We start from the raw sequence: 24,143 nt of genomic DNA, 5'->3' as shown, positions 1-24,143 counted from the left end.
GAATAATATGAATAAAAAGAAACTGAAAGCTCTACTGGACAAACTTGAGGCAAGAAAGGCGGCGCTGGTTACACGCTCTGCTACTGTTGAAGTAGTTGCTGAGCTTCGTAGCATTAACACGGAGATGGAAGAACTGAATACTCAGATTACTGAGCTTCGTGGAATTCTCGATGAAATGCCGGATGAAGTGGAACCGCCGATTGCTGGAGGTAACATCCCTCCTGAACAGCGCGGAGCGGGACAACCTCCTGCTGGCAACCCAGGACTTGCAAAAGTGCTGGCATCGTTTGGGCTTTCCCAAGTTCCACAGCAACGTTCCGACGAGCCGCAAGACCCATATTCAACTCTGGAATACCGTAACGCGTTTATGGCTTTTGCTAAGACAGGGGAGGTCAAGCCTGAACTTCGTGCCAACGCAATGACGCAGACTACCGATGTATCGGCTGTGATTCCTACAACTATCCTGAATGAAGTCATTCAGAAAATGTCCGTTTACGGTCAAGTCTACAAGCGGATTCGCAAACTTAACATTCCTGGTGGGGTAGATGTTCCTATTCTTTCCCTTAAGCCGGTTGCAACATGGATCGGTCAGACAACACCTTCAGATAAACAAAAGGTTCAAGCGAATACAAAGGTATCGTTCAATTACTATGGTTTGGAATGCAAGGTTTCGATTTCCTTGCTGGCGAGCACCGTAACCCTAAGCGGATTCGAATCGACTATTACTGATCTTATCGTGGAGGCCATGGTTAAAGCGCTTGATCTTGCCGTTGTGAAAGGTACGGGGAATGGCAGCCTTTTGGGTATCACCGTTGATCCTCGGGTAACTGCTTCTCAGAAAGTATCCATGACACCGACTGAGTTTGGCAGTTGGGAGCAATGGGCAAAAAAGGTCATGGCTAAGATGCCTCTGGCCCATAAAGCAGGAGCAACATTTTTGATGGCTTCCGGCACATTTGAGGGTTATATCAATGGCATGGTGGACGACAACGGCCAGCCAATAGGCCGGATTAACTACGGCATCACAGAAGGACCGCAGGAGCGCTTTGGAGGTAAGGAAGTCATATTGGTTGAGGATGATGTTATTACTCCATATGCTGAAGCGGCAACGGGTGATGTAGTTGGTCTGTACTGCAACCTGGGCAACTATGCTTTGAATAGCAATCTGCAAATGACCATGTTCCGGTATTTTGACCATGATACCAATGAATGGGTAGATAAAGCCGTTTTGATCGCTGATGGCAAGCTTCTGAGTGCAGATTGCTGCGTGATTATCACGAAAGCGGCAGCATCCTAATAAACGGGGCTTCACGGCCCCATAAAGGTGGTGAAAATGATGGCTAAAAAAACACAGGCTACAAAGATTGACGGCATTGAATCTTCCACGTTGACTGGTGAAACGCTTGTACTTTGGAAGGCCACCCGCGAATTATCCGCAGAAGAGCATGAGCAGCTTTCCAACAAGTTGCGGATGGAACAGGAGCATGCCGGGATTAAAATCGTGCTGGTTCCGTTGTCCGTTGACGTAGAGGTGACCACGCAAGGCGAAGCCGAACTGGATGCTGAACCAGCTGGAGAGCCAGCAGCGGAACCGGAACCGCCAACAGAACCAAAGCAAGGCGGGGATGAATAATGACGGATGCAGAACTTTTACAGCAGTGCAAGATTGGGCTGGGGATGCCAGCGCAAGGAGACGTGTTCGATGGAATACTCTTGCCTAAGTTGCTGGCCGTCAAGTCTTATATGGCCGGAGCAGGCGTTTCCGATGAAATGATGGCCGATGATGCAGCTATTGGTGCAATCGTGGTCGGCGTGACGGACTTATACAATCTGAACAGCGGAGAGATTCACTTTTCCGCTGTTTTTCATTTGCTGCTTACTCAACTGGCCTGCCGCAGTCTACCGGAGGTGACGTGAAATGTGGAAGCCGGGAGTTCAGCAGTTTACCACTCAGATCCGTATCCAGCACCGTCATGAAACGAAGGTCAACGGTGCATCTGATATCTCATATGTTGATGCGGATATTCCGCTTGATTGCTGCAACTGGAAGGGACGCGGCGGATCAGAGAGTTTAAGCGCCGGAACAATAGTTGTTGCGGACACTGCGGAGCTGACTATGTGGTATCGCCGGGATGTGTCGGAGCGGGACCGCATTCTATTGCAAGATAATGTTGAACTTGCTTATGAAGTAACTAACATTGAGAATGTGGAAATGCGAAATCAATTCATGATCGTCAAGGTCAAGCGGGTGGTGAATGCATAATGGCACGAAGCCGGAGAGTGACGAACTCACGCACGATTACCCTAGACGTGTCCGGTGTTGAGGATTACCTTGCACGTGTGGCTGCAGCTGGCCGGAGCGTTGACGATGCTGTGAAAAAGGCATTAACCGAGAGTGCCGCACCTATCCAGGCAGACATTTCGAAGTGGGCAGAGAAGCACAAGTTGACCGGAACCACGCTGGCTGGGGTGGATGTCGCAGATCCGCAGCAGTTCGGCAACAAAATTGTTGTCCAGGTCGGTATAGATGATACCAAGTCGCCGGGAGCTTGGCACTCTACATTTGTAGAATACGGTACACCTACCCAACCAGCAGACCCGGGCATACGCATGGCTTTTGAGAAAAACAAATCAAAGGTCAAAAAGATTCAACGGGAAGTGCTGAAGCGGGAGGGGTTGCCGGTTGACTAATATCTATGAAGTGGCATGTTCAACCCTGGAACAATTAGGTCATGATGTGCGGGAGCAAGGCACATCCGCTCCAAATGCAAAGCTTCCGGAAAGTTTTGTTACGTATCAGGTGATTGATGATAGCCCCGCAAGTCATGCGGATAACAAGCCTACGTCTCTCGTGTGGCGCGTTCAGGTGTCGTTGTATAGCAAGAAGCCAGCCATCAAACAAGGAGCTTCTGAGGCGATTAAGGATGTAATGTTGGCGGCTGGGTTCCTGAGAGTCGGCGGGCGTGATCTTCCGTTCTCGGAGATGACAGGACACTACGGATATACCTGTGATTACAGGTTCTATGAAATGGAGGAATGAAAGTGGAAAAACAATATGGTGAATTTGTTGGTGTGGACAGACTCCATTATGCAAAAGTCACTGATACAGAGGATAGTTATACGGCGGAAGCCCCGAAGTACCTTGCACCAACTGCAGAAATTTCGGCAGAAGCGGAAACCAGCAACACGCCGACTTATTATGACAATGTTCCAGGTAACAACTATGTTTCTGAAGGTGTAACGACTTTGACGATTACGGTATCCGGTGTCCCCGCTTACAAAGCGGCAGAGCTGCTGGGGAAAGACTTTGATCCGGCTACTGGACGATTGATTGATAGCGGACAGCCTAATCCGCCGGATGTAGCGGTCGGATATCGTGCAAATATTGGGCGATCTGATCACCGGTACACCTGGTATTTGAAAGGGACGTTCTCCGGTGGAGCTGAAGAGGCAGCGACTAAAACGTCTGATGTAGATATTCGCACCTATCAGCTGACCTACACTGCCGTGGCTACGACCAAACAGTTTGAGGTTTTGGGTGAGGAGAAGCCGATCAAGAAGATTTCCGGCGATACGACACACGAAGCCTTTGATCCTACTGGATGGTTTGATCAAGTCCAGACCCCGGACAACTCGGGATCTCCTGCAGCCATTACGCTGATCAGTGTTCCGGCCAATAATGCCACAGGCGTGGCCGTAGGTGCCAATGTCGTGTTGACATTCAGCAATAAGCTCGCGTCTTACTCGGCGGTGCTGCTGAATGGTAGTTTCGATGTTATTGCCTCAGCAGTATCACTTGATGGTACAGGGAAGATCTTGACCATTAATCCGAATATTAACTTGGCTGCAGCGACAGAGTATGCAGTGATCATCAACGGAGCCGTGGATGTGTTCGGTCATGCGCTGCCGCAAACAGTGATTAGTTTTACAACGGCATAATGTATTCAAGGGGCGGAGCGATCCGTCCTATTTTATTTAGCGGAGGCGAGAGTTTAAATGAAACCGGCATTTATTAAATTCACGGATGCCCAGGGCGCAACGACAAAGACGTTCACCACATGTAGTCTTAAAACGGGGCTGATGGATACGATATTTGACATTGCGGAGCGGGCGGAAAGCTTTAAGTCCGATACACCGGATATCCAGGAAGTTCGCGAGTTTTATAGAGAGGTCAAGGCGGTTATAGTTTCGGCGTTCGGTAAACAATTCACCTTTGATGAACTGAATGAAGGCGTTGAAACCGAGGAACTGATGAGTGTCTTCCAGACGCTTTGTAAAAATGTGATGAGTGGTGTCAGAAAAAACTAAGCCCGGGGGATCAACCGAAAGACGATTCCCCGGCGAGCTATCGTGTAAGTATGCTGAGCCTGAAATATAAATTGGTGAAAAATCTAGGATGGACACTGCATTCGATAGATGAGACGGACTTTAATAATCTACTCACGTTTATCAATTTCAAACCATCCGATGACCCGAACACCCGCGTTATTAATGGAAAGACCTATCACCGCGCAAGCAGCGCGCCTAACTGGATTTAAGGGGGCGAGTGAGAGATGGCAGAGAATGAAAATGACATCGGCGGGCGCGTCAGTTTAGATACCTCAGATTTTAAAGCAAACATTAATGCGCTCAATCGGCAGATTCAAATTATTGACACCGGATTCCGGGCCGCGGCGGCTGGTATGGACGATTGGGGATCATCTCAGGAAGGTCTGGAGCAGCGAATCAATGCCCTGAATGGCATAACGGACTTACAGCGGCAGAAAGTGGCCAACCTTACCGCACAGTATCAGCAAATAGTTGCGGAGCAAGGAGAAAGCAGCCGTGCAGCGCAGGCATTACAGGTGACGATTAACCGAGAAACTGAAGCACTTAACCGGAACTTGCGGGAACTAGGGAATGTTACTCAGTCACTTGATGATCTGCGCAGCGGATCAGATCAAGCTGCCGATAGTACAGACGATTTAGCCAACTCCGCAGAATCCGCTGGTGAGCAGCTGAAGGACATGGGTTCTGCCATTGCTGAAAAGGCGGCACTTGGCATTGCTGCTATTGGTGCGGCTGCACTTTCGGCAGTAGGTAGCTTAGTGAAGTTTGGGGACGAGTCCAACAAAGCAATGAACCATCTGCAAACGCAGACCGGAGCAACCGCAGAGCAAATGGAAGAATTCCGAGATACTGCAAATGATATTTACGCGGACAACTTCGGTGAAAGCGTGGATGATATCGCTAATGCTATGGCTGCGGTGAACCAGGTCACGAAGCAGACGGGCGATGAGTTGAAGAAAACTTCCGAAAACGCCTTGCTCATGCGGGATGTTTTTGACTTTGAAGTGGCTGACAGCATTAAAGCAGCCAATGCCTTGATGACTAACTTTGGGATAAGTTCAGATGAGGCGTATGCCTTGATTGCCCAGGGTGCCCAAAACGGTGCGAATAAGAGCGGCGACTTGCTGGATGTTCTAAATGAATTTGCCCCTCATTTTGCTCAACTTGGACTGGATGCCAATGAATTTACGGATACCCTTATTCAGGGTGCCTCCTCCGGTGCTTTTGAAATTGCTACTGTCGGGGATGCTGTCAAGGAATTTGGCATTATCACTCGTGAAGGTACGGACGATGCCCGGGCTGCGCTGACGGAAATGGGGCTAGACGCGACCAAACTATTCTCAACCTTCGCAGCTGGCGGACCTGAATCGGCGGCGGCGTTTAACGATGTAGTCAAGCGGCTTGGTGACATGAAAGATCCCATAGCTCAGAATCAGGCAGGCGTTGCGCTATTTGGCACGATGTGGGAGGACTTAGGCGTTCAGGCGATTAAGGCGCTTGGTGATATCAATGATACGGCAGACATGACTGGTGACACACTGCAGCAGCTCAATGACGTGCAATACAACGACATTGGATCTGCACTGGAAGGCGTTAAACGGCAACTGATAACTGATTTATCTGGGCCAATCAATGATTTGGTCATGCCTGCGGTCAATGACCTTGTGGACACGGTTAAGAATATGGATTTTGGCCCGATTGTTGATGGTTTGGGATGGATCATTAACAATGCGGGAAACATCGCTGCTGGAGCTGCTGCCATCGGTACGGCCATGCTTACCTGGAATGTGGTATCTATGGTTATGGGGCTAGTAGAAGCCATTAAGCTCTGGAGAGTAGCAAATGAAGGATTAACCATTGCCCAGATTGCGCTGAATTTGGCAATGTCATTGAATCCAATTGGGCTGATTATTACTATTGTGGCCGGGTTAGTAGCTGCTATCATCGTACTTTGGAATACGAATGAGGATTTTCGGAATGCATTAATCGGTGCATGGGATGCCATAAAAGGTGCATTTATCGCGGTAATCGATTGGGTGAAGGGAAACTGGGGGAATCTGCTATTGCTGCTGACCAACCCAATTGCCGGAGCACTCAAAATGTTATACGACATGAATCCGAATTTTAAAAAGTGGGTGGACGGGATTTGGTCTACCATCGTCGATGTGATCAAAAATCTTCCCGGAAAAATCGCCGGATTCTTCAATGAAATCCCAGGTAAAATTGGTTATGCCCTTGGCCTTGCTATTGGTACCATGATCAAATGGGGCCAAGAAGCAATCAATTGGGTCATGACCGATGTGCCGAAGATCATCAGCAACATTGTTTCCTTCTTTGTAACTTTGCCAGGGAAAATAGCTGCTGAGCTTAGCAGCGCATTTAGCAGATTCATAGAATGGTCATCCAATCTGATTGCCACCGCGAAGACGGAAATTCCAAAGGTCATCAATACGATTGTTACGTTCTTCACTTCCCTGCCAAGCAAGATGCTGGATATCGGGGAGAACATTGTGCGTGGCTTATGGGATGGCATCAAGAATATGACAGGCTGGATCAAGGACAAGATATCCGATTTTGCAGGCGGAATTGTCGATGGCATGAAGGATTCACTTGGCATTCATTCTCCGTCCAGAGTCATGCGGGATGAAGTCGGTAAGATGGTCGGCGCTGGTATGGCTGAAGGGATCTCACAGAGCGCGCGTCAAGTCACTGCTGCCATGGATCAAATCAGCGGAGAGGTTACGGGCGGGCTTTCTGGCAAGAGTGCAGCACCATCCGGCGGTAGCACCAAGAATACGTATAACTTTGAAAAAATGCTAGATGGGGCAACCTTCTACGTCCGTGATGACGCGGATGTGACCACTATTGTCCGGGAGGTTGTCAATGTAATCAGCGGCGGCGTTGCCATGGCAGGCCGGGGTATGGGAGCTGCGAGAGGAGCGACAACATGAGTGTGTATAAGATAGCAGGCGTTAGACCGGCTGACATTGGTCTGATGGTCATGCGGGGATCGGATCGGCCTATACTTCCGGGTACACGTGACCGGCTGTTGGTCATATCTGGTCGGCATGGAGTCAGGGACTTCGGAGCGGATCTGGAAGCTCGGAATTTCGGGTTGAAATGCAGGTTCATTACCCGATCACCAGCAGCATTGCAGTATGCGGCTGATACTCTGGCACAACTGCTTGTGGATGCATATGGCAGACCGAAAACGGTTGATCTGATCTTCAACGATCATAAAGAACAGACCTTCAAAGTACGGTACTCGGGTTCATTGCCGATAGATCGTTTGGTTGGAATGGGAGACTTCACGCTGCCCCTGGTGGCTTATGATCCGTTCGCACGGGGACCTGAAATACTGGAGGAGATGCAGATCATGGCATCTCCTTTTTCTAAGGAAATTTTATCTTCCGGAAATATTCGCACGGAACCGGTGATTGTGGTTACCAATAACACTCCATCCACATTAACCGGCTTCATTATCAAAAATGAATATCAAATCGAATAGGAGGCGGCGAGTTTGAATCTATCAAACTATTTTGTAACGGCTGCTTTGAATGCGGCTTTTCGCGGCGTTGTAGTGACTTGGCCGGATACGGTTTATCTCGCGCTATATACTAGCAATCCGACTGCGGCGGATACAGGGCAGGAAGTGACTGCAGGTGAATACGAGCGGCAAGAAATCACGTTTGGTGCTCCAGCACCGGAAAATTATATACTCTACAATCTGATTACTGGTGTGCAATCATCAGTACAACGGTTGACCATAAAAAACACCGGTGACGTAGTTGCTCCAGTAGCAGAGAGCAATTGGGGAACAATTACACATATCGGCATTAGGGACGCTGCCAACGGCGGCAATCTGTGGGCGTTTGGAGCACTTGATAACGCTCGAAGCATTCTTGTAAATGACGTTTTCAAAATATTGTCCGGTGAGATCCAGATTGAGATTGGATAAGGAGGTCTGCAAATATGCCGCAAACACAAATGTATTCTGCCTTTGCAAACAGTAGGCAAACGGAGCTGGCTGGAGATATCAACGCAATTCAGACTACAATTACTGTTCTGGATGGTTCTGTTCTGCCTAATCCTCCAAACATGCTTACTTTATCCCCAGCAGGGGAGTCGGCGGAGACGATTCTTTATACGGGCAAGACCGGGAATAACCTTACCGGAGTCACGCGAGGGATAGACGGTACGAATGCACAATCCTGGACGGCAGGGACAAAAATTGCTCGGATGTTCACTGCAGCTGATCATGAGGCATTCAGGCAAAATATTGCGGATCACGAAACGCGTATCGTGGCGGTTAAAGCTACGGCTGATGCTGCGGAGACACCGGCGGGAGCGCAGGCGAAAGTTAACGCTCATATCGCCGACAACGCTAAGCACGTTCCGCACATCGGCACGACAACGAATAGCGGAAACGCGTACAGCGTGACAACTACGGAGACTATATCAGCGAATCAGAAGTTTACCGTCAAGTTCAATACGGCTTCTACCGGTGCGGCTACCCTCAATATCAACGCTTCCGGGGCTAAGGCAATCAAAAAAGCTGGCGGTACAGACGCTACGCTAAAGATTGGGGTGTATACTCTCTTTTATGACGGTACAAATTTTCAACTATTGGGTGAAGGAGGTGAGTATGGAGACGCTACAGCAGATAAAGTATTGGCCCCAAATACTATCGGAACTGACACAGGTATTGTAGTGGGTACGATGCCTAACAACGGAGCACTAGGTACAATAACACCATCAACTTCAAACCAGAACATTCCTGCGGGTTATACAAGCGGTGGCACGGTATTAGGAGATCCAGATCTAATTCCAGCTAATGTTTTGACAACCGCTAATATTTTCGGCATACAAGGCATGGCTCCAGCAATAAAAAAGAACGACGTTGCTGCTCGTGCACTATTCGCATCCGGTTTTGGAACAACTGTAACCCAACTTGCTTACAACGGAGATGCGGATAGATTGGTGTTGCTCGGCGTTCCTGAAGCTGGAAATCATCGCATATACGGTCTCAGGGATGGAGCTCAAGTTTTTACCAGCGCTGCTCTGTCAGCATCACAATCCGTGTGTTTGTGGGTAGTTAGAAATGGTTCGTATTGTATTGCGGCTACTAACAATTACGTTCACAAAGTCCCGGTATCAGTGGGAGGTAGCAATGTTGCACCAACATGGTCAAGAATTCTAACAAATAGCCTTAGCACTATGTGCGGATTATTAGAATTAGGTGACGGGACTATTGTAACAGCAGGTGGTAACTATCTTGAAATAACGTCCTCTTCTGGAGTCTTTGTAAAAAATATAAGTGTAACTTATGCGATACAGACTATGTGTAGCGATCCTACAGACCCGGATATAGTATATGTGCACCTTTCCGACTACTCAGTAAAGAAAATACGCATAAGCACATCAGCGGTAGTCTGGACTAGGGCGAGCATGTCGTTATATACCGGTAGACAACTTATTTACTACAAGGGGTATATATACGGCACAACAGCCGGTCAGACGGCTTTTAAATTATCGGCTGTCGATGGTTCCGTAGTGATCGCAGAAACTAATGTTACCACTGTTCACTCTGGGTTTATGTTCGACAAATTTGATAATTTATTTACAGTAGATAATTCCGTACCTAATAATAATTACGGTCTTAAATGGTGCGGTACTGAAACATTCACATCTACCAAATATACAGTTACCGATTTGATACATGCGTCTTCAAATTGTTACTCTAAAATCATAACTGATAATAATATGGGAGTTGCTTTTGGGAATAACGTGTTGACTGTATTCGAATTTAAATACGGATTACAATAGGAGGATTAAATCATGTTGGTTTCTTACGACAAAGTAACAAAAGCCAAGGGTACAACATATTTCGATACACGGAATATCTCTCAGAAAATTCTTGATGAATGCATTGATATAACCACATTTCCGGAGCAGCCAGCCCCAAAAAGAGGTATTGCCTTCGTTGAATTTATCGACACAGAAACAAAAACTATATACTTCAAGGAAACACCAAGACCGCTTACGCCGGAAGAAAAGTTGGATGTGGCGCTGGAAGATAATGAGGCCCTCAAATCTTCTGATCTGGATAACAAAGAACTTATCACATCGCTGTTTGAGATGATTCTTGGAATGGGGGTGTAGCAGATGCCATTTAATAAGGAACTGCTTGCAAAAGCTTACCGCGACTTGGTCAAGGCCGGACGTAAGGCCGAAGAAGACGTCCCGGCAGAAATTAAACCAGAATACGATGCGTTGAAAGAGGCGGAGTCCAAGTCATAATAGAATAGTTTATCTGGTAGCGCCTCAGGGCGTTTTTATTTTGCCCTCATGCCTGGTATGGGGGCTCTTTTGGAGGTGAGATGATGTTCGGCGGATATTTTAATCGGTTGCCATTTAACCGGGAGTTAACGGTTTTCGTGCTGGGTAGCGCTACGCTTCATGGGGCTGGAAGTCTGCAAGGTGCTGGTGCTTTGATAATGTCGGGATATACTACGCTTCATGGTGCCGGATTACTTCAAGCTGACTTTATTAGGGAGGTATCATTTGCGGCTACTCTTCATGGGACTGCTCACATGTCAGCAGATTTTATTCGGGAGCGGCTGCAATCGGCCTTTATGCATGGCGCGGGACTGACCCGGGCGAACGGGAGCCGGTTCCACATCGACACTATCCAGTTCATGGGGGATTTTGAGCCAGGGGATCAGATTATTATAGATGCCAAACGTCTCAAATTCACTTTGAACGGCCAGAATGCCCTGCACCAAATGCAGGGTGATTTTTTTGACCTGAATTTGGGTGTCAATCATATCACATACACCGATGCAGCAGAAGGGCGAGACGTTCTTATCCGAATCACATACCAGGACAAATATGTTTAGGGGGATATAATGAGGAAATCGTATATCACGGTTTATGATTTGCAGATGCGGCGGGTTGCTGAGCTGGAGAACGCTCTGACGGTTGGTTATTCAACGCCATTTAACGGGCTTTGGACAGCATCCTTCACACTACCGGCTGACGATGAGAAAAACGCGGAATGCCGCCCACTGTATTTCGTGGAGTTGTATGACGGTGATGAACGGCTGGAGCTGTTTCGTATCCTCCCAAACACGACGATGCGGGACAGTGGAGGCGGGACCATTACCTATCAATGTGAGCATGTTCTTGCAACGCTGCTGGATGATGTATTGTTCCAGTATCACACTGTCGGCAACTTGGGTGTGTACACGGCGGATGTGCTGACCTATATCTTACAGCGGCAAGCGGTGCAGCGATGGGTTATTGATAATGTCCAATTCGATAGGCAGTTTGAGTACAACTGGGAGAATGAGAACCTGCTGGGAGCTATTCTAAGCGTTCCGAAGCCGTTCGCGGAGGAATATCAGTGGAAGTACGATACTAGCGTCTGTCCGTGGAAGCTGAGCCTTGTCCAGCCCTCACAGCAGGAAGAGGCGTATATCAGGTACGGTGTCAATATGCAGGGCATAACGAGAGTCGAAGATCCGAGCGACACGGTTACTCGGATCTACGGGCTTGGGTATGGGGAAGGGGTTAATCAACTGACGTTTGCCGAGCTTAATGGCGGATTGCCATATGTGCAGGCGGAGCCGGAGTACATTGAGCGCTATGGTCTGATAAGCAGTGTCTTTGTAGATAGCCGGATTGAGTACCCGGATGTGCTGCTGGGACATTGTCAGGCGCTGTTACGCGAGGCCAAGGAGCCAAGGGTATCTTATACCGTGCAAGCGTCCGAGCTTTATGCCATTACGAATGATCCGATTGATCGGTTCAAGTCGGGGGCTATGGTTCGGGTGATTGATCAGGAAATGGGTATTGATGTGATTACCCGTGTGCTCAATGTATCGAAGCAGGATGTTTTCGGACAGCCTGGTAATGTCACGCTGGAGATTGCCAACCGGACACAGGATATATCCGGGACCATAGCCACGCTACGGAACCGGCAGTATGCATCCGAAGTGTATGCGCAGGGAGCAACTAACTTGGATACTCGGGATTTTGCTGATAACTGTGACCCGGATCATCCTGCCATACTTAAATTTTATGTGCCGGAGGAAACGGTTCGCATTAATAAAGTGCGGTTGAGTTTTGAAACAGAGTCATTCAGGGCGTATTCGAAAGCCATTGAATCAGCACCAGCAACGTCTTCGGGGCCAAGTAGTACACAAACTACATCAACAGAACCAGCTAGAATTCCAACTACCTCGGTTGATGAATCAAAAGTATTATCTTCTACGACATCAGACGAGTGGATGCAGTTTGCGATTGAAATACCAGATGCAGTTTCTGCAGCGGACGACCACAACCATGGAATTCCTAACGGTACTACGCTTATGGTTCAAGGAGGAGGGACGGTAACTTTCATCGCATCTGGGGGTCACGTACATGCCCTTACTTCGGATCATAGGCATCTTATAACAATACCGGGACATTTTCACAACGTTCAAATCCCAGCACACAATCATGAAATGCCGCATACACATCAAATTCCGGCACACAGCCATGAAATAGAATACGGAATTTACGAAGGTCCAAGTCCGAATACACTGATTATAAAAGTAGACGGACATACAATTCCAAACAATGCGATAAGCGGGACAGACGTTGATATTATTCCATATCTCAGTAAAGACGACAGCGGTAGGGTCCAACGAGGAACATGGCATACAATACAAATAACGCCCGATAGTCTCGGGCGTGTTGTCGCAAATGTAGTTACTCAATTATTCGTTCAGAGTCGTGGCGGAGGGAATTATTAAAATGTGATTCCCAAAATGTCCAATGTGTCTCGCCCGAGATAGATTGATGATTCAGAAATCTTAATTGATGCAGTTCCTTCACTGTTTTTATAGACTCCGTCGGTACCATTGGTTTTAAAAGAATAAGGAAAAACTAATGTAGTTTCATTGTACGAAATGGTGGTGTCTTGAGAATTTAGCTTGATTGAAACCGGGAATGCCTTGACTACGTCTCTCGCGGATATCCATTCGTTAGATTCTTTTGTTGTCACGAGACCGCCTCCTTCCTTCAAATTGATTGATTTTGCTTTGCTGTCAAACTCAAGGTCATAGCCGGTCATTAAAGCTACTTCTCGCACTGGCAAGTATGTAGTTCCTTTATACACGAGCGGGTCACCTTTCAAAATCTGTTTTTCTCCGTTAATACTGAAAGTAAACTTGGCAATGGTAGCTTGAACGGTTGAATTAGTAGCTGCGGCAGTCATTCCAGCTGATCCAATCAAAATCCCGGCCAAAAGGCCGATGATATATTTCTTCAAAAAATCATCTCCTTTAGTGTCATATTACCATATATCTCGGTAAATGATGGGAGTTGGTTTATAGAGGACATGCCCAAGTAGGCATGTCTTTTGCTTTTTTAGGGAGTTTCATAGGGAAGGGGGAAAAGACGATGACAGGAGGAGGAGCTGTAGGAACAGAGGACAAGCTTGTTGAGATTCAAATCCAATTGGCACGTATGGAAAAAACGCTTGAAGCAGTCCCTACGTTGACCGTCACTATCGAAACAACAAGGGACCTAGCACGGGAAGCCATGCAATCAACTAAATCCGCGCATCACCGGCTGGATCGAATTGAAGATGGTCAACGCTGGTTGTGGCGTACTATCGGGGGTTCAATTATTACTGTTGTTATTGCTGCTATTATAGCGGCCATTAAACTCACTGGAGGTTAAGCAAATGGAATGGACTGTTGTATCTGAATTTATTAAGCCGGAATTGCTGATTGTTGTGGTTGTCTGCTGGATTATCGGGTATGTCCTGAAGCAGACTCCGAAGGTGCCAAATTGGATCATTGTATATGTCGTGACTTTGGTTGCGATTATTATCGTCTGTCTGATCCTTGGGTTTATCGCGGATAGCATTCTTCAGGGTATTATATGCGGAGCTGTGTCCGTATACGGGAACCAACTTATAAAGCAAGCAAAGAAAGGATTTGATGAATAATGACATTAACACTTGAACAAGTAAAGAGTAAATCGTCCGCTAGATTAGTCGGACTTCAGCCGGTAGTGCTGGCCGCTGTTCTGGCGCTGATTGAGCGCAGCTTTGCGGCGGGTGTACCGATCATCATCACTCAGGGTTTGCGGACAATTGCTGAGCAGGATGCGCTGTATGCCCAGGGCCGAAGCAAGCCTGGTAGCATCGTTACTAACGCAAAGGGCGGTTACAGCTATCATAACTACGGGCTGGCTGTGGACTTTGCTTTGTTACTTCCTGACGGAAAATCAGTGTCTTGGGATATGAATCTTGACGGTGACAAGGATAAGTTAAAAGACTGGGATGAGGTAATAAAATTAGGGAATGAACTCGGGTTTGAGTGGGGCGGTGACTGGACAAGTTTCAAGGATTATCCGCACCTACAGATGACTTTTGGATTATCATTAGCACAACTACGAGCAGGTACTAAACCTGCTAAGATTGAAACAGATAAGATTTATACCTTAATTAATAAGTTAGCTTGTGAGGATGAAACAGTAAGCAAAGAAACAAAGGTATCAGTGCTAGTGAACGGGGTAAAGATTGCTGATGGTTACTTGGATGCTGGAACAACACTCGTTCCAGCTAGGGCAATAGCTGAAGCCTTTGGGGCTTCCATTTCTTATGATGTGGAGACAAAGACAGTTAACATTACAAAGAAAAGTATGATATTATAAGTACATCTGGAAGCACCAGTATAAAGCCTCTGCCAAGTGCAGGGGCTTTTTTGTTAATGATAACAACAACGTACGGAAGAGTTTGCCCATTTGGAAATGATCGCGACCATGATCTACAAGTTGACGAAGGACGCCTCCATTCCTGAACTAGAAGCCGCAGGACTTGGACCGAACTATGCGACCCGGGATCATGCATTGTTCTATCAGAATGCGGCAGGCGTACCCTGGACGGCAACCTATATTCAGGCCAAAGGCGATCCGCTAGCAGACTTGTACGAGGATATCGCTGCAGAAGAGAAGGCGCGGGCTACATACCAGTGGCTGATTGACATGACTGATGATGTGGATCTGCAGGACAGCCTGAAGTTCCTGAGGGAAAGAGAAGTTATCCATGCGATCCGATTCAAGGAAGCGGTACAGATTATTATTGATGACCGTGCTCAGAAGAAGGTGTTCTGAAAAACTACAAAAAGTGAGTAGAGCAGCGATTCTCCCGTTATTGGAGGATCGCTGCTTTGTGTTTTTGGACATTTGTGGGTGCAGAAATCGGTCGCTGCCGTCCGGCCAGCCACATAGTATCCAAATCTGGTGCAGCAGGTCAATTAGCTTAACAAATCTCTTTGGAATTGCTAACGGAATCAGGAGACTTGTTATTTATTACAAGAAGACCTTATTATATTGGGGTGGTTGTTGAAGGGAATTTACTGATCGCCGAAGGAGAGGTGCGATTTTGAAGAATAATATTATCGAATACTGTTTAAAGAAAAAAGGAGCGACCAAGGAGTATCCCTTTGGGCCCACTCCAATAGTGGTCAAAATTGCTGGTAAAATGTTCGCGCTTATTTTTGTGGAAAAAGAGAGTGATATTCGCCTGAATCTTAAATGTGACCCGGTTATTGCGGAGAACCTGAGAGAGCAGCATAAGAGCGTCCGACCCGGATACCATATGAACAAAAAGCACTGGAACACAATTATGATAGATGGTACTTTGCCAGAATCGGATGTCTTTGACATGATTGATCACTCTTACGATATGGTTGTTAAAAATTTGCCTAAGAGTCTTAAAAGGGACTTATTTGTTAGCAATGATAACGAGCCCAGGTGATTCTGTGCTAAAAGGAGATTTACTGTAATCACCGTATATGGATAAAGAATGAAATCCGCATTTTTGCAGCTCATTCTGCAGCTGGTGTTTTGTAACAGGGTACAGAGGAAGCGTATTTGAATATGTGTCGGAGGGAACTTCCAGAACTGCAGTAAACAATATTTTATCATCCTGAAGCTCATACTGACGGGTAAAAGTGAAATTATCTTTTTGGATTATTGGGAAGGAAAAATTTTGTTGAAGCAGTACCTTCTCGAAATTAACAGTCTGAATTACAAGCGCACCTTGCTCCTTCAACTTGTCATATGCAGCTTGAAGAAATGTACGGATTTCATTGAAGTTGTCCAAATGAGGAAGCGTATTGCCTATACAATAAATCCCATCGAATGTTTCGTTTATCTGGGATATTTGCTGCATGCTGTTTGGTATCACCTGTATATCAAGTCCGTCACTCGTTGCTTTTTCCTTGATTCTGGTGACTATGCTATGTTCGGGCTCTGTTGCAGTTAGATTATTGCCAGATTTTGCCAAAGCAATAGCTGTGTTTCCCGTTCCTGCACCAACATCAAGCAGCGTGGAGGCAGCCGGGAAGCATGAAGATAAAAAGCTGATTTGCTTGTCATTAGCAGGGAAGATTTCATCATAATAAGGGTTTAATATTTCATAGAATGTCTTCATTGTAAAGGCTCCTCAGATAATAATTCGACTATGACGATAATGAGAATCAATATCATTGTAACATACAATACGATTAACAATAAGAATGAATGTTCAATACTATTGAATTTTTTGAGAAAGAATAGCCTATGGAGCAATCCTGATTTAATGACAAATGTAACTACAGGCCGGTTCATGCGATTGTCATACTTGTGGTAAGGATATTACAGAGAGGGTGAACCTTATGACGATTGCTTCGATGCAGGGTGTAGTTGCACGGTATGGCGCAAATGTGGTGTTGGATTATGTGGATTTAGAAATTGCCCAGGGTGAAATTATCGGCTTGCTCGGTCCGAATGGGGCAGGTAAAACAACGTTAATCCAGACCTTGACCGGCATGCTGCCTGTTGAGCGGGGTCGGGTGGAGCTTTTCGGCGACTCGAAGAATCCATTCTCCCATTCAAATAAAGAGAAGCTGGGGCTTGTGACACAAGAGATTACGGTCTTCGAAGAGTTGACAGCGAAGGAGAATTTGCTGTTTTTTGGTGGTATTTATGGACTAAAGGGAGCGGAGAAGCACAAAAGAGTACGTGAAGCTTTGGAGTTTGTCGGATTAAACGATCATGCGAATCAGAGGCCTTCCAAATTCTCTGGCGGTATGAAACGCAGATTGAATATTGCCTGCGCTCTTACACATCGGCCCAAGTTTCTGATATTGGACGAACCTACCGTCGGCATCGATCCCCAGTCGAGGAAGCATATTCTGGAATCCGTGAAGAAGCTGAGAGATAACGGCACAACGATTTTATATACGACCCACTACATGGAGGAGGTTCAACTCATTGCTTCCAGAGTGGTGATTATGGATCATGGTCAGATTATCAAAGAAGGTACTGTCGAGGAGCTTATTCAAACCATTCAACATGAGGTAAAAGTGAACATCGACGTGGCTGATCCGGATCTAGTCCCCTTGAAAAGTCTTGAGGAGGTTACCGGGGTGAAAAAGGTTCTGCTGTCCGGAAGCCAGATCAGTGTAATTTCAGCAGCGGGTTCCGGCAATCTGGATCGCATTCTAACACTAGTGAAGGAGCGCACGGGTGTGCTCGGTATCCAGAGTGATAAACCCAATCTGGAAGACGTCTTCTTAACCTTAACTGGCAGCCAGTTGAGGGATAAGGAGGGAGAGATGTGAGAGTTCTATCTACAGTTCCATTCACTGTACTTCGTATGCTTCGGAACTATAATTTTCTGCTGTTGTACCTTGCTTCCCCGATGATTATGCTCACTGTGCTATACATGATCCTTTCAGGTGCTGGCAATGAAACCATTGAGCCCTATATAACCGGTGCGGCTACCATCATGGTTCTCTGCGTTCAGCTATTTGGCGGGTCCATTGTCATGGCGTGTATTTATACGGATTTTTTTACTGCATTCAAAATGAAGGTTTATTCATTACCGTTTAACCAGACTCTGTACGCTTTCTCCATTATGATCTGCGGTACGTTTTTTTCGATTCTGCTCGGCGTGCTGTTAATGCTATTCACGCATTTTGCGCTAGGGGCTGAGTGGGGAAACTGGTTATGGACGATTTATATTATTGCGTTGATGGCGATACTATCCAGCATTGTCAGTCTGATTATTACCTTCTCCGTTAGAAGTATCAAGATCGCGGATCGATGGATTAGCGTGTATGGACTTGGCTCTATCTTGCTGACCAAAGTGCTCTTACCCTTGCCGGACAATGCCTTCTTCGAGTTTATGGGTTCGTACGGCAATCCGCTGGCATTGTCCATCATGTCGATTGATGAAATGAACCAGGCCCATACTGGCTTGGCATGGCTTCAAGCCACGATTCTCTTAACGGCGATTATCCTTTTGTTTATGGTGATGCTTGCTGTAGGGAGGAGGAGAATGGCATGACGATTTTTCATTTTGCCTTAAAAAGAAGCTTTGGCAGTACCATGAATTTCGTGTTCCTCATCCTGGTTCCACTATCCTGCATTTTTTTGCCTGAGGGAGAGACTTTGACGCATCTACCCTATGGGTATCAATATTTTGGCATTATATTATTATTTGCCGGCATTCGCTTAACCTCGATTATTCTGGAGGACAGGGAAAGAGGTGTGGTCAAACGCCTTGCGGTTGCGCCCGTCAGTCATTTTCGCTATTTAAGTCAAAATCTGTTGGCGTATGCGATCATTGTGACCATTCAATGTACGGCAGTTGTTTATGGCGGGGTGCTGTACGGGCAAGAGCTTTATCGGCCAAATGCGCTCTTACTGCTGTATATTTCCTTCAGCTTTACTTCGCTTGCTCTTGCCTTGGCGTGGATTTCCTTCTACCGCAGGAGGGAGATGTCCTTTCTTATTTATACGTCACTCCTCTTTTTAATCGTGCTCTTAGGCGGATTAATGATACCTGTAGACCTGTTCCCTGATTTACTGAAACGAATCGCTGCCGTGCTTCCCACTTACTGGCTTGCTGAAGGTCTCGATTGGATTGTTTTTGGCGGGAATTATTATGATTTCCTGCTCATTATTGGGGTGTTATGGCTATATACGGCCGTTTTTGTTATTATCGGAAGCACTAGAAAAATTCATTGATGCTGTGGAGGGTGAAGGATGAGGCGCATGCTGGAACCGATGATATTCGTAAATGGATGGCGGCTGTTAAATATCGGTTTACTCATTCATTTATGGATCATGGGTGAACCCAAGGGCAGCTCCTTTATTCTAATTCTCCTTTTGCTGGTCATGATGAGCTTACGCTGGCGGTATGATATTTTGGTCTGGACGGTCGTATTCGATACGTTATTGTGCCTGATGTTTATCCCTTATACGGATATCAGTGCGTACGGTTTAGTGCTGCCGCTTTTTGAGCTGGCTTTAAGCGGGAGATGGGCTGTTGTTCTTTTGTTCTTCGGTGGAATACTAATTACACCCTTGTCGCCAAACCTTTTATTCTGGAACGGTCTTCTTGCGTGCTTTATGGGTTGGTTTTCATTTATGACCCTAAAAAATCAAGAAGATTATAGGCGGGAAGCCGATGAGCAACGTAAAGCGCGGTATGAGCTGGAACGAATCAAGCTGGAGCTGCTGGAGGCGAATCAGTCCGCCTCGCATCAGGCTGAGCTAATGGAACGATACCGGATATCAAGAGAGCTTCATGATCATTTGGGACATGATTTAACAGGCGCATCCCTTGCTCTGCAGGCATATGAGGTTGTTCAGGATCAAGAACCGGTTAAAGCCCGCGAGCTGCTCCAGGAAGTCAGAAACCGCTTGGAGCGGAGTACGGAGAGATTAAGGGAAACCGTTCAAAATATGACGTCAACAACACTCATTGGTGTCGAAAATTTGGAGTACATTATCCGGAATTATCAACAGATACATATTCAGTTTCAGAAGTCGGGCGATATGGAGCCAGTGACTGCCCATCAATGGGGACTGCTGGAAGCTTGTTTAAAGGAGGCTTTAACCAATGTTGCCAGACATAGCAATGCCACAACAGCCGAGGTGGATCTGCAGACAACGGCATCGATTGTGCGTCTGTCCATTCGCGATAATGGGACAATTAGAAAAGGGAATAATCCAGCGGGTACTGGTTTAAGGAGCTTGCAAATGCGGGCACGGTCTCTGGGAGGCAGCTTGTCCATCAGCATGGATGACGAGTTTATACTGGTTTGTGTGATTCCTCTGGAGAAGGAGGTGTTAATGGATGAAACTTTTAATCGTCGATGATGATCCGCTTGTGGTTCTAAGCCTGCAACTGCTGCTGGGGAAGGAAGAGGACTTTGAAGTAATTGGCGTAGCCGGTAATGGTCAAGAAGCCGTGGAGCTTTGTGTGCAGCAGCCGGATGTCATTCTAATGGATATCCAAATGCCGGTATTGGGCGGAATTGAAAGCACGAAGATGATTAAAAAAGAGTTCCCGTCCATTCAAATTATGATGCTCACTACCTTTCGCGATGAAAAAAACATCAGACTCGCTTTGCAGGCAGGTGCGGAGGGTTATCTGCTCAAATCGGCAGCGATTGATAATATGGCTGCTCAAATCAGAGCCCTAGCCTCCGGAACGAATGTCTTGGACCCGGATGTTTTAAAAACCATTATGGAGCCCGCCAGTGAAGCCTTTGTAGGCTTAACCGGGCGGGAGACCAATATTGTTGAGCTTATCGCCCAAGGCTTATCGAATAAAGAAATCGGTGAGCAGCTTTATTTAAGTGATGGAACCGTACGTAACATGCTGACGGTCATTTTGGATAAAATGGAGCTTCGGGACCGTACGCAGCTGGCGATTTATTATTGGCAGCGGAAGCAAGGATGAAGTGAGCCGAAATGCACCAATAGTATTCGGCAGAATCGGTTGCCATAGCACAGAGTAGCGAACCCAGCGCTTATAACTGTTTTCTGTCAGCCAGAGAGCGGTTATTGCTATGTTTAGCGGTATAATCTAAATGGATAATAAATTACAGGGTTGGGGTGGGGAGGATGAAGAGTAAGCGTAATCTAATCATTTTATTAGTTCTCACTTTGTTATTTGTATTTTCAGGCTGTGATAATAATAAGGATACGAAATTGACAATGGATGATATACGCGAGCTGGCACGAAAGGGTGAGGATTTAACATGGAAGGATTTTGACGTCTATCTTTATGAAGACATTGGCTCAGGCTTATATATCCGTAAATATGAAGTGGATGAGAATTATTATGTGCTAGTGAGTGGTGGAAGTCTGAGCATTTCGCCTATGCAAATCAGTCTAGTTAAAGCAAACGGTGAGCCTATTGATATTCGTCATGATGATATTGATTTGATCGATAAATAAGTACAACCGATTAATCAAAACAACACAGTTATGTTATAATGTTGGGCGTTGGGATTACGGGCTATTTAATTCATTACTGGCAACATTGTATCCTGCAGCAATGAGGAAATAGAAATTTAATAGTACGAACAACAGGAGGTTAACCACTTTGGCTAAGATTAAAGTAACGGTGTGGAATGAGTACCGGCATGAAAAACAGAATGAGCAGGTGGCAGCTATATACCCCCGGGGAATTCATATGGCGATTGCCGATCATCTTTCAACTTTTGAAGAGCTTGAAGTTGCTACCGCTGTTCTGGATGAACCGGATCACGGGTTGACCGATGAAAGGCTGGCGAACACGGATGTGCTGCTCTGGTGGGGACATATGGCCCATCATGAGGTACGTGATGATATCGTGGAAAAAGTGCAGCAGCGCGTACTGGATGGTATGGGACTGATTGTGCTCCACTCAGGTCATGCTTCCAAAATCTTCGGACGGTTGCTGGGCACGAATACCGGTGATCTAAAGTGGCGGGATGACGGTGAAGTTGAACGGATCTGGGTCGTAGAGCCAGGCCATCCGATTGCAAGCGGTCTTGGAGAGTACATTGAAATTCCGCGCGAGGAAATGTACGGGGAACGGTTTGAAATCCCGGCTCCGGATGAGCTGGTCTTCATCTCCTGGTTCGAAGGCGGGGAGATCTTCCGCAGCGGGTGTTGCTATAGACGGGGAAGAGGCAAGCTGTTCTATTTCAGACCCGGACATGAGACGTTCCCGGTCTACCATCAGCCGGAGATTAAACAAGTTATAGCGAACTCTGTATTCTGGGCAGCACCGGTGGCGGGAGCAACTTCCGTCTACGGACGTACTGCACCTGCGGGTGCGGTAACCAGTCACTGATATCCTAGCATAAACATAACGCCGGAACTGGAACAGGTTGGATCGGGGCTTATCCCACAACAGTCTGTATGCAGTCCGGCGTTTTGATTTTACTTTGGTCAGAGGGTAACTCTCAGAGGTTAGCCTGCTTTAGGTCCACTTTGCAGCCCAAAGCTTCATTTCCTTCAGAATCTGATGAAGATCCACACCTTTTGGTGTAAGGCTGTATTCAACAGTAACGGGGACTGTCGGAAAAGCGTGCCGTTCAAGCACTCCCTGGTCCTCCAGATGGCGGAGCGTATTGGTCAGTGCCCGAGGGCTGACACCGGCAATATTACGCTGCAGTTCTCCAAAACGCCGGGTGCCCTCGAACAGCTCCCTCAGCACAAGGAAAGCCCATTTGCCGCCAAGAACATCCAGTGTTTTCTCAACACTGCATTCAATATGGACGGGGATCTTTGGGGTATAATTATCGGCACGTTCTGCTGCTTTCAAGTGATCTCCTCCTGCACAAATTCTACTATACCTAAGTATAGCAAGTATAAAATGTATAATATAATGAATATGTTTTCACTTCTTTAAATTATATATAAACTCTTCTAGAATGAAAAGGAACGTACATCACAGATCCAAACCATTCCGGAGGAGGAAGAAACTTGGAATTTAGAAGACTTGGTCAAAGCGGAATAAAAGTCAGTGAGATCAGTTTGGGCAGCTGGCTGACCTATGGTGGTTATGTGGAACGAGAAAATGCGGTCAAAGCGATTGAAACCGCTTATAGTCTGGGAGTCAATTTCTTTGATACAGCGAATGTCTATGAAAAAGGTGCAGCTGAAAGACTTCTGGGAGAAACGCTGCGCGCGTATCCGCGGGAATCTTACGTGCTGGCGACGAAAGTGTTCTTCAATATGGGCGAAGGTCCGAATGACCGGGGTCTCTCCCGTAAACATATTACCGAACAGATGCATGCGAGCTTGAAGCGGTTGGGCACCGAATATGTAGATATCCTGTATTGCCACCGTTTTGATCCAGAGACCCGGCTTGAGGAAACACTGCGTACGCTGGATGATCTGGTCCGCCAGGGCAAGGTGTTCTATATCGGTGTCAGCGAATGGACTGCGGCTCAAATGACAGAAGCTTTAGCGGTAGCGGACCGTTATTTACTGGACCGGATTGTGGTCAATCAGCCCGTGTATAATATGTTTAACCGCTACATTGAGAAAGAGGTTATTCCGCTTGGCGAGAGCAAGGGCATTGGACAAGTTGTGTTCTCACCGCTTGCCCAAGGTCTCTTAACCGGTAAATACTCTTCGGTGTCCGACATTCCATCAGAAAGCCGTGCAGCAAGACTGGAATGGGTACGAAACGGGATTACTGAAGATAAAATCCAAAAAGTACAGCAGCTCAGCAAGGTGGCTTCTGAGCTTGGCATCACGGTCGGGCAGTTGGCATTGGCCTGGATTCTCAGACAACCGAATGTGGCCAGTGCACTGGTTGGCGCCAGCAAACCTCAGCAGGTGGAAGAGAATGTTCTGGCTTCAGGCATTGAACTGAGCGGTGAGATACTTCAAGCGATTGAAGATATTTTGGCGTAGTTATTGTGAGGAGTCAACAGCGGCCGAAATTCCGTACATTCATTTCAATACGTTTAACT

Annotated in this window: 31 protein-coding genes and 1 pseudogene; 29 read left to right on the top strand and 3 right to left on the bottom strand. The window is 46.7% G+C overall.

Annotated elements, in window-relative coordinates; genetic code table 11:
• Positions 1-7: 7 nt before the first annotated feature.
• The 16 genes from ACAN55_RS18285 (at position 8) to ACAN55_RS18210 (ending at position 13,127) form a co-directional block, all read left to right on the top strand.
• Entirely contained in the window at positions 8-1,297 is a 1,290-nt protein-coding gene (locus ACAN55_RS18285) for a phage major capsid protein (protein WP_379135997.1), read from the top strand.
• A gap of 39 nt (positions 1,298-1,336) precedes the next feature.
• Complete coding sequence (locus ACAN55_RS18280) at positions 1,337-1,633, top strand: hypothetical protein (protein WP_379135994.1); 297 nt, start codon at positions 1,337-1,339, stop codon at positions 1,631-1,633.
• Between the two features lie 44 nt (positions 1,634-1,677).
• Positions 1,678-1,917, top strand: coding sequence for a hypothetical protein (locus ACAN55_RS18275; RefSeq protein ID WP_379135991.1), 240 nt, complete (start codon positions 1,678-1,680; stop codon positions 1,915-1,917).
• A gap of 1 nt (position 1,918) precedes the next feature.
• Positions 1,919-2,263: a phage head completion protein gene (locus tag ACAN55_RS18270; protein WP_379135989.1), complete on the top strand. Its 345-nt coding sequence runs from the start codon at positions 1,919-1,921 to the stop codon at positions 2,261-2,263.
• On the top strand, positions 2,263-2,691 hold the full coding sequence (locus ACAN55_RS18265; protein WP_379135986.1) for an HK97-gp10 family putative phage morphogenesis protein: 429 nt from the start codon (positions 2,263-2,265) through the stop codon (positions 2,689-2,691). Before ACAN55_RS18270 ends, ACAN55_RS18265 begins: the two co-directional genes overlap by 1 nt.
• A complete protein-coding gene (locus ACAN55_RS18260) occupies positions 2,684-3,040 on the top strand; it encodes a hypothetical protein (protein WP_379135984.1) in 357 nt (118 codons plus the stop codon). Before ACAN55_RS18265 ends, ACAN55_RS18260 begins: the two co-directional genes overlap by 8 nt.
• 2 nt (positions 3,041-3,042) lie before the next feature.
• Complete coding sequence (locus ACAN55_RS18255; protein WP_379135982.1) at positions 3,043-3,939, top strand: major tail protein; 897 nt, start codon at positions 3,043-3,045, stop codon at positions 3,937-3,939.
• Positions 3,940-3,996: 57 nt separating this feature from the next.
• Complete coding sequence (gene gpG, locus ACAN55_RS18250; protein ID WP_379135980.1) at positions 3,997-4,308, top strand: phage tail assembly chaperone G; 312 nt, start codon at positions 3,997-3,999, stop codon at positions 4,306-4,308.
• Positions 4,309-4,553: 245 nt separating this feature from the next.
• On the top strand, positions 4,554-7,280 hold the full coding sequence (locus ACAN55_RS18245; protein WP_379135976.1) for a phage tail tape measure protein: 2,727 nt from the start codon (positions 4,554-4,556) through the stop codon (positions 7,278-7,280).
• Positions 7,277-7,837: a distal tail protein Dit gene (locus tag ACAN55_RS18240; protein ID WP_379135974.1), complete on the top strand. Its 561-nt coding sequence runs from the start codon at positions 7,277-7,279 to the stop codon at positions 7,835-7,837. The genes ACAN55_RS18245 and ACAN55_RS18240 overlap by 4 nt, the downstream gene beginning before the upstream one ends.
• A 12-nt stretch (positions 7,838-7,849) precedes the next feature.
• On the top strand, positions 7,850-8,287 hold the full coding sequence (locus tag ACAN55_RS18235; protein ID WP_379135971.1) for a phage tail fiber protein: 438 nt from the start codon (positions 7,850-7,852) through the stop codon (positions 8,285-8,287).
• Between the two features lie 14 nt (positions 8,288-8,301).
• The gene (locus ACAN55_RS18230; RefSeq protein ID WP_379135968.1) at positions 8,302-10,155 is read left to right on the top strand and encodes a hypothetical protein; all 1,854 of its coding nucleotides are present in this window, start codon (positions 8,302-8,304) and stop codon (positions 10,153-10,155) included.
• A 12-nt stretch (positions 10,156-10,167) separates the two neighbouring features.
• Complete coding sequence (locus ACAN55_RS18225; RefSeq protein WP_379135966.1) at positions 10,168-10,491, top strand: hypothetical protein; 324 nt, start codon at positions 10,168-10,170, stop codon at positions 10,489-10,491.
• A 3-nt stretch (positions 10,492-10,494) separates the two neighbouring features.
• Positions 10,495-10,629, top strand: coding sequence for a hypothetical protein (locus tag ACAN55_RS18220; RefSeq protein ID WP_379135964.1), 135 nt, complete (start codon positions 10,495-10,497; stop codon positions 10,627-10,629).
• 83 nt (positions 10,630-10,712) lie between these two features.
• The gene (locus tag ACAN55_RS18215) at positions 10,713-11,228 is read left to right on the top strand and encodes a phage distal tail protein (protein WP_379135961.1); all 516 of its coding nucleotides are present in this window, start codon (positions 10,713-10,715) and stop codon (positions 11,226-11,228) included.
• Positions 11,229-11,237: 9 nt separating this feature from the next.
• Positions 11,238-13,127 carry a phage tail protein gene (locus ACAN55_RS18210; protein ID WP_379135958.1) on the top strand — a complete coding sequence of 630 codons (1,890 nt, stop codon included), beginning with the start codon at positions 11,238-11,240 and terminating at the stop codon, positions 13,125-13,127.
• On the opposite strand, the gene ACAN55_RS18205 is transcribed toward ACAN55_RS18210, so the two are convergent.
• A complete protein-coding gene (locus ACAN55_RS18205; protein WP_379135955.1) occupies positions 13,124-13,645 on the bottom strand; it encodes a stalk domain-containing protein in 522 nt (173 codons plus the stop codon). The genes ACAN55_RS18210 and ACAN55_RS18205 overlap by 4 nt on opposite strands.
• 83 nt (positions 13,646-13,728) lie before the next feature.
• On the opposite strand from ACAN55_RS18205, the gene ACAN55_RS18200 reads away from it, so the two are divergent.
• The 5 genes and pseudogenes from ACAN55_RS18200 (at position 13,729) to ACAN55_RS18180 (ending at position 16,144) form a co-directional block, all read left to right on the top strand.
• The gene (locus ACAN55_RS18200; protein WP_379135952.1) at positions 13,729-14,058 is read left to right on the top strand and encodes a hemolysin XhlA family protein; all 330 of its coding nucleotides are present in this window, start codon (positions 13,729-13,731) and stop codon (positions 14,056-14,058) included.
• A gap of 4 nt (positions 14,059-14,062) precedes the next feature.
• A complete protein-coding gene (locus tag ACAN55_RS18195; RefSeq protein ID WP_379135949.1) occupies positions 14,063-14,329 on the top strand; it encodes a phage holin family protein in 267 nt (88 codons plus the stop codon).
• Positions 14,329-15,039: a M15 family metallopeptidase gene (locus tag ACAN55_RS18190; protein ID WP_379135947.1), complete on the top strand. Its 711-nt coding sequence runs from the start codon at positions 14,329-14,331 to the stop codon at positions 15,037-15,039. The genes ACAN55_RS18195 and ACAN55_RS18190 overlap by 1 nt, the downstream gene beginning before the upstream one ends.
• 72 nt (positions 15,040-15,111) lie before the next feature.
• Positions 15,112-15,498, top strand: a pseudogene (locus ACAN55_RS18185) (manganese catalase family protein); the annotation flags it as partial.
• A gap of 271 nt (positions 15,499-15,769) precedes the next feature.
• Positions 15,770-16,144: an MmcQ/YjbR family DNA-binding protein gene (locus tag ACAN55_RS18180; RefSeq protein WP_379135944.1), complete on the top strand. Its 375-nt coding sequence runs from the start codon at positions 15,770-15,772 to the stop codon at positions 16,142-16,144.
• Here ACAN55_RS18180 and ACAN55_RS18175 read toward each other — a convergent pair.
• A complete protein-coding gene (locus ACAN55_RS18175) occupies positions 16,112-16,822 on the bottom strand; it encodes a class I SAM-dependent methyltransferase (protein WP_379135941.1) in 711 nt (236 codons plus the stop codon). The genes ACAN55_RS18180 and ACAN55_RS18175 overlap by 33 nt on opposite strands.
• A gap of 223 nt (positions 16,823-17,045) precedes the next feature.
• Between ACAN55_RS18175 and ACAN55_RS18170 the strand changes: the two genes are divergently transcribed.
• The 7 genes from ACAN55_RS18170 (at position 17,046) to ACAN55_RS18140 (ending at position 22,510) form a co-directional block, all read left to right on the top strand.
• Positions 17,046-17,993, top strand: a complete 948-nt coding sequence (locus ACAN55_RS18170; protein ID WP_379135939.1) for an ABC transporter ATP-binding protein — start codon at positions 17,046-17,048, stop codon at positions 17,991-17,993.
• On the top strand, positions 17,990-18,721 hold the full coding sequence (locus ACAN55_RS18165) for a multidrug ABC transporter permease (protein WP_379135937.1): 732 nt from the start codon (positions 17,990-17,992) through the stop codon (positions 18,719-18,721). Before ACAN55_RS18170 ends, ACAN55_RS18165 begins: the two co-directional genes overlap by 4 nt.
• Positions 18,718-19,404 (top strand): ABC transporter permease, encoded by a 687-nt coding sequence (locus ACAN55_RS18160; RefSeq protein ID WP_379135935.1) that lies wholly within the window; start codon positions 18,718-18,720, stop codon positions 19,402-19,404. Before ACAN55_RS18165 ends, ACAN55_RS18160 begins: the two co-directional genes overlap by 4 nt.
• 18 nt (positions 19,405-19,422) lie before the next feature.
• Entirely contained in the window at positions 19,423-20,541 is a 1,119-nt protein-coding gene (locus ACAN55_RS18155; RefSeq protein ID WP_379135933.1) for a sensor histidine kinase, read from the top strand.
• Positions 20,519-21,127, top strand: a complete 609-nt coding sequence (locus ACAN55_RS18150) for a response regulator (RefSeq protein WP_379135930.1) — start codon at positions 20,519-20,521, stop codon at positions 21,125-21,127. Before ACAN55_RS18155 ends, ACAN55_RS18150 begins: the two co-directional genes overlap by 23 nt.
• Before the next feature lie 257 nt (positions 21,128-21,384).
• Positions 21,385-21,627, top strand: coding sequence for a hypothetical protein (locus ACAN55_RS18145; RefSeq protein ID WP_379135927.1), 243 nt, complete (start codon positions 21,385-21,387; stop codon positions 21,625-21,627).
• A 148-nt stretch (positions 21,628-21,775) separates the two neighbouring features.
• Complete coding sequence (locus tag ACAN55_RS18140; protein ID WP_379135925.1) at positions 21,776-22,510, top strand: ThuA domain-containing protein; 735 nt, start codon at positions 21,776-21,778, stop codon at positions 22,508-22,510.
• Between the two features lie 129 nt (positions 22,511-22,639).
• On the opposite strand, the gene ACAN55_RS18135 is transcribed toward ACAN55_RS18140, so the two are convergent.
• Positions 22,640-22,984: a winged helix-turn-helix transcriptional regulator gene (locus tag ACAN55_RS18135; RefSeq protein WP_379135922.1), complete on the bottom strand. Its 345-nt coding sequence runs from the start codon at positions 22,982-22,984 to the stop codon at positions 22,640-22,642.
• A gap of 161 nt (positions 22,985-23,145) precedes the next feature.
• Between ACAN55_RS18135 and ACAN55_RS18130 the strand changes: the two genes are divergently transcribed.
• A complete protein-coding gene (locus tag ACAN55_RS18130; RefSeq protein ID WP_379135919.1) occupies positions 23,146-24,084 on the top strand; it encodes an aldo/keto reductase family protein in 939 nt (312 codons plus the stop codon).
• Positions 24,085-24,143: the final 59 nt, after the last annotated feature.

The organism is Paenibacillus oryziterrae (genome assembly GCF_042610485.1).
Classification (GTDB): Bacteria; Bacillota; Bacilli; order Paenibacillales; family Paenibacillaceae; genus Paenibacillus_AQ.
This window is presented reverse-complemented; position numbering and strand designations above follow the sequence as displayed.